We start from the raw sequence: 5630 nt of genomic DNA, 5'->3' as shown, positions 1-5630 counted from the left end.
CCGGCGCGCAGCTCGCCCGGCGCGCAGTCCCCTCGCCGCGCAGCCCTCTCGCCGTGCAATCCCGCCGGCGCGCAGCCCGCTCGGCGCCCACGTGAGTTCGCGGCCTGAGGTGGTGGGATCGACGCGCTGCGGGCCTCGGCACTGGAGTGCCCGCCGCGAGGGCAACCTCCTCGATACCATCGGGTATGCCTTGGTGGTCGTTCTTCGCACCCCCTCCGGAATCCGACCCGGCGGCGGGCCCGCCGGAGATCCCGGGCGTGCGGCGGTCGGAGGTGACCGCCCGCGGCGTGCGCTTCCACGTCACCGAGGCGGGTCCGGCGGACGGGCGTCCGGTGCTCGCGCTGCACGGCTGGCCCGAGCATCACTACGCCTACCGTCACCTGCTCGCCGATCCACCCGACGGATTGCGGATCATCGCGCCGGACCTGCCCGGCTACGGCTGGTCGGGTCCGGCGCCGCACCGGTGGGCCAAGGACGACGTCGCCTCCGACCTGCTGGCGCTGCTGGACGCGCTCGGACTGGATCGCGTCCTGCTGATCGGCCACGACTGGGGCGGCTATATCGCCCACCTGCTCGTGCTGCGCGCACCCGAGCGATTCGACGCGCTGCTGGCGCTCAACATCGCCCACCCGTGGCAGACGCCGCGCGCTTTCCTCCCGCACGCGTGGCGGTTCCTGCTCTACCAACCGGCCGTGGCGGCTTTCGGCACCTACCTGCACCGGCGTACCCGCTTCCTGGAGCAGCTCGTCTTCCCTGGAGCCGTCCGCGATCGCGCGGAATTCGGACCCGAGGTGACCCGGACGTACGCGGACCGTTACCGCGATCCCGTCTGCGCCCGTACGGCCACCGACACCTATCGCACCTTCCTGCTGCGCGAAGTGCCGCGGTCGGCCGGGCGCGGCGAACGACGCAGGGCGACGGTCCCGATCCGCACCCTGTTCGGCGTCCAGGACGCGGCCATCCACCCGTCGCTCGCCGCCGAGGAGACCGCCCGCGCCGACGACTACCGCTTGGAACTGGTGGAGGACTGCGGCCACTTCATCGTCGAGGAGCGACCGGACCTGGTCCGCGCCCGGCTGGTCGAGCTGGCGGCGGAAACCGCGCGACCCGCCTGACCACGCCGCCTGCCACGGTCGGGCGCGCAGCCCCTTGTCGGAGTCGTCGGGCACGATGGAGCCCATGACCACGGCCACCGGCGCGTCCCCGATCGACCTCATGGCCCCCGACCTGCGCGAGCATGCCGAACAGCTGTTGCGCGAACTGGCCGGCGCGGGCGCCGCGCTGCGGGACGACCAGTGGAGGGCCATCGAGGCGCTCGTCGTGCGGCGGCGCAGGGCGCTGGTCGTGCAGCGCACCGGCTGGGGCAAGTCGGCGGTGTACTTCATCGCCGCCAAACTGCTGCGCAGGGCCGGGCGCGGGCCGACGGTGATCGTGTCGCCGCTGCTCGCGCTGATGCGCAACCAGGTGGCTGCGGCGCAGCGCGCGGGGGTGGTGGCCGCCACCATCAACTCGGGCAACGTCACCGAGTGGGACGACATCCACGCACAGGTCGCGGCAGGCGCGGTCGACGTGCTGCTGGTCAGCCCGGAACGGCTGAACAACCCGGACTTCCGGGACCAGGTGCTGCCCCGGCTCGCGGCCGACGCGGGGCTGGTGGTGATCGATGAAGCGCACTGCGTGTCGGACTGGGGCCACGACTTCCGGCCGGACTACCGACGCATCCGAACGCTGATCGCCGACCTCGGCTCCGACGTTCCGGTCCTCGCGACCACCGCGACCGCCAACGACCGGGTGGTCACCGACGTCGCCACCCAGATCGGCACCGACACTCTGGTGCTGCGCGGCACGCTGGACCGCGGGTCGCTGCACCTGTCGGTGGTCCGCTTCGACGACGCGGTGGAGCGCACCGCCTGGCTCAGCGGCCACCTGCACCGGCTGCCCGGCTCCGGCATCGTCTACACCCTCACCGTCGCCGCCGCGCACGACCTGGCCGACGTGCTGAACTCGCACGGCCACACCGTCGCCGCCTACACCGGCCAGACCGATCCGGCCGAACGCGAGCTGCTGGAGGCGGCGCTGCTGAACAACGAGGTCAAGGCGCTCATCGCCACCTCCGCGCTCGGCATGGGATTCGACAAACCGGATCTCGGGTTCGTGGTGCACGTCGGCGCGCCGTCCTCGCCCATCGCCTACTACCAGCAGGTGGGGCGCGCCGGGCGCGGCACCGACCGCGCCGAGGTCATCCTGCTGCCCGGCCCCGAGGACGCCCGGATCTGGAGCTATTTCGCCTCCGTCGCCTTTCCGCGTGAGCACATCGTGCGTGCCGTGCTCGACGCGCTGGACTTCGACCGCGCGCTGTCCACCGCGGCGCTGGAACCGCTGGTGGAACTGAATCGCTCCCGGCTGGAGATGGTGTTGAAGGTGCTCGACGTGGACGGCGCGGTACGCCGCGTCCGCGGCGGCTGGATCGCCACCGGCCAGCCCTGGACCTATGACACCGAGCGCTACGAGCGGCTGTCCGTCGCCCGGGAAACCGAGCAGCAGGCCATGATCGACTATCAGTCGACCACCGGCTGCCGCATGGAATTCCTGCGCCGTCAGCTCGACGACCCGGGACTGTCCGCGGAACCCGCCGATTCGCCCGGCTGCGGCCGCTGCGACAACTGCACCGGCAGCCGCCCCGACCGCACCGTGGCCGCCGACGCGGTGGCCGCCACCAAGGCCCGGCTCGACCGCCCCGGCCTCGACCTCGCACCGCGCAAGCAGTGGCCCACCGGCATGGCCAAGCTCGGAATCCCTCTGTCCGGCAAGATCACCGGCGGCGCCGAGACCGGTCGCGTGCTCGGCAGGCTCACCGACCTGGGCTGGGGGCAGCGGCTGCGCGCCCTGCTCGACGGCCCGGACGACCCGGTTCCCGACGCGGTCTTCGACGCCTGCGTCGCCGTTCTGCGCGAATGGGACTGGGCGGCCCGCCCGACTTCGGTGCTCGCTTTGGAATCCCCGCGCTACCCAGTGCTCACCGCCACCCTCGCCGCCCGGCTCGCCGAGGTCGGCCACCTGCGTGACCTCGGCACCCTGCGCGCCCGCCCGGACCGGCCGCCGGTCTCCGCGGCCAATTCCGCGCATCGCGTCGCCGGCCTGTTCGACTCGTGGGAAGTCCCCGACCTCACCGACGTGCCGGGCCCGATCCTGCTGGTGGACACCCTCACCGACACCGGCTGGACCTTCACCGTCGCCGCCCACACACTCCGAGCGGCCGGAGCCGACGCCATCCTGCCATTCGCCCTGGCCACACCGACGTAAGGACGACGCTCGGCAGCGCCAGCCGGTCCCCTGCCCGATCGGCAGGTCGCACCGCACGATCGGACACGCTCACCAGCGTCCATCGGGTGTGCCTGCGACATGGCTGGATTCGACTGTCCCAGTGGCGTTCGGAGTCGGTGGAATGACGTCGCCTCGATACCGAGGATCGGCGAAGCTCGACGTCGTGATGGTGGTTACGCAAGGTGACGGCTGCGGTAGTGCAGAATTTGGCATATGGCACGGGCGTGATCGCCTCGACCTCTACAGCGCTCAACGTGTCTCCCTGGTAGTGCACAATCTGTGCATATGGCACGGTCTCTGCCCGAGGGCGAATCACTTCTGGTGCGTACTGACTTCACCGACGACGCGGCGTGGGCCCAGACCCTCGCGGCGGTAATCGCGTCCTACGACGAAGACGCGATGTCGGAGCTGACGCCCGTCGACGACGTGACCTTCGACGGGCTGACCCCCGCCGACCTAGGTGATCTGGTCGGTGGCCGGACCTATGTGTTCCTCGCCGACGCCACCACGATGACCGACCCCCAGCACCCACTGCTGGCGGTCGATACCAGCGACGAGGATGCCCGAGGGGACGGCGATGCGGTGTTCCGGATCGCGCCGATCGCGATGGCCGAGGTCGAGGTCAACTTCTTGCTCGCCAACATGGACTTCGAGGACTACGCCGGCAGCGTCGACGACGACGGGGTTTTCCGCGGCTTCGATCGGTGAACGCGGCCGGCACTCGATGACCGGCCGCGCAGCGGGGGCATCAGCGGTCGTTTCCGGCGGGATGCTCGCAGCAGTCACAGGCCTCGGCGCCGCTGGTGGTGAGCGCGGCCGGGGCCGGGCAGCAGGTGTCCCCGTGCCAGGCGTTGACGCCTTCTCTCACCGCGATGGCGGCGATGACCAGTGCGGCGATCGGATCGGCCCACGACCAGCCGAACAGGCTGTTGAGCAGTAGCCCGGCCAGCAGCACCGCGGAGAGGTAGGTGCACAGCAAGGTCTGCTTGGAATCAGCGACCGCGGAGGCGGATCCGAGTTCACGCCCCGCGCGGCGTTGCGCGGCCGAAAGCACCGGCATGACGACCAGGCTCGCCGCCGCCAGCCCGATCCCGATCGCCGAGTGCCGGGCCTCGCCGAGCCCGAACAGCGCGCGGATCGAGTCGACGGTGACATAGAGGGCGAGAGCGAAGAACGAGAACGCGATCACCCGCAACGCCACCTTCTCCCGCGCTTCGGGGTCGCGGCCGGTGAACTGCCAAGCTACCGCCGCCGCCGAGGACACCTCGATCACCGAATCCAACCCGAACCCGATCAGTGCGGTGGAGGAGACACGGGCGCCTTCGGTGAGCGCGATCGCGGCTTCGATGACGTTGTAGGTGATGGTCGCGGCAACCAACCAGCGGATCCGCCGCGCCAGCACCGCTTTCCGCGCCGGATCGGGCGCACGGCCCACCCCGGAGGGCGCGGCGGGCATGCCGAGGGAAGCCATCAGCAGCAGCCGTCGGTTGCGGCGTCCGGGCAGCACGCCGGATCCACCGCCAGCACCAGCCCCAGCAGATCCTCCAGCGCCGCGGCGATGCGGGGATCGGCGAGTTCGTAGCGGCTGCGCCGGCCTTCCGGCACCGCGACCACCAACCCGCAGCCGCGCAGGCAGGCCAGGTGGTTGGACAGGATCTGGCGGGTCACCCCGATCTGCTCGGCCAGCTGCGACGGATACCCCGGCGCCTGCCGCAGGCTCAACAGGATTCGGGTGCGAGTCGGGTCGGACAGCGCGTGCCCGAACCGGGCCAGGGCATCGGTGTGTACAGCGGTCTCCACAACCCGCACAGTACATCAGAATCTGTATTCAGAAAATGATGAACCTTCAAGCGCGGCGCGTAAACCAGACCCGTCGTGAAGCAGTGTTCGTGTCCCGATCCGTCCTGGAGTTCGGCATCGCGCATCTCGCCATCGAGCACTTCGAGGACCCATTCAGATAATCGTCACCGCCCACCGAAACAGCCCGTACCAATAGCCCACCACCCCACGACAACCACAAGCCCTGAGCCGCCCCCGAGAGCCTGACCCCGCCGAGCCGCGCGCACGCCCGACGGCCATGCCGAAGCCTTCGAACAACTCAAAGCGCGAGACCGAGAGACTCGAAGGCAAGCGAGGCAACGACGCCACCCTGTATTCACCTCGTATTCCCAACGCGCCCAGCGCACCTCAACGCCCGGTTTCGAGCGAAGCGAGACCGAGCATTGCCCGTTCGCGGCCCGGCTCGCGTTCGCGCGGCCGCCGCGCAAGCGACGAAGGAGCAAGCGGCGGCCGCGCAAACGCGAGCC

The 5630-nt window shown here is 70.6% G+C and carries 5 protein-coding genes; 3 read left to right on the top strand and 2 right to left on the bottom strand.

Features of this window, described 5'->3' with window-relative positions:
* Window positions 1-185 precede the first annotated feature (185 nt).
* The 3 genes from ON27_RS07785 to ON27_RS07775 all read left to right on the top strand — a co-directional run bounded on the left by ON27_RS07785 (window position 186) and on the right by ON27_RS07775 (window position 4032).
* On the top strand, window positions 186-1115 hold the full coding sequence (locus ON27_RS07785; RefSeq protein WP_051046323.1) for an alpha/beta fold hydrolase: 930 nt from the start codon (window positions 186-188) through the stop codon (window positions 1113-1115).
* A 64-nt stretch (window positions 1116-1179) separates the two neighbouring features.
* Window positions 1180-3303 carry a RecQ family ATP-dependent DNA helicase gene (locus ON27_RS07780; protein WP_043721676.1) on the top strand — a complete coding sequence of 708 codons (2124 nt, stop codon included), beginning with the start codon at window positions 1180-1182 and terminating at the stop codon, window positions 3301-3303.
* A 306-nt stretch (window positions 3304-3609) separates the two neighbouring features.
* Window positions 3610-4032, top strand: a complete 423-nt coding sequence (locus ON27_RS07775; RefSeq protein WP_051046322.1) for a DUF6924 domain-containing protein — start codon at window positions 3610-3612, stop codon at window positions 4030-4032.
* Window positions 4033-4072: 40 nt separating this feature from the next.
* Here the strand turns inward: ON27_RS07775 and ON27_RS07770 are convergent, their stop codons facing one another.
* Together ON27_RS07770 and ON27_RS07765 are read right to left on the bottom strand one after the other, a co-directional pair.
* Window positions 4073-4798: a cation efflux transmembrane domain-containing protein gene (locus ON27_RS07770; RefSeq protein WP_043721670.1), complete on the bottom strand. Its 726-nt coding sequence runs from the start codon at window positions 4796-4798 to the stop codon at window positions 4073-4075.
* Complete coding sequence (locus tag ON27_RS07765) at window positions 4795-5124, bottom strand: ArsR/SmtB family transcription factor (protein WP_043721666.1); 330 nt, start codon at window positions 5122-5124, stop codon at window positions 4795-4797. The genes ON27_RS07770 and ON27_RS07765 overlap by 4 nt, the downstream gene beginning before the upstream one ends.
* Between the last annotated feature and the right edge of the window lie 506 nt (window positions 5125-5630).

The sequence above is a fragment of the Nocardia asiatica NBRC 100129 genome (genome assembly GCF_000308415.1).
Lineage (GTDB): Bacteria > Actinomycetota > Actinomycetes > Mycobacteriales > Mycobacteriaceae > Nocardia > Nocardia asiatica.
This window is presented reverse-complemented; position numbering and strand designations above follow the sequence as displayed.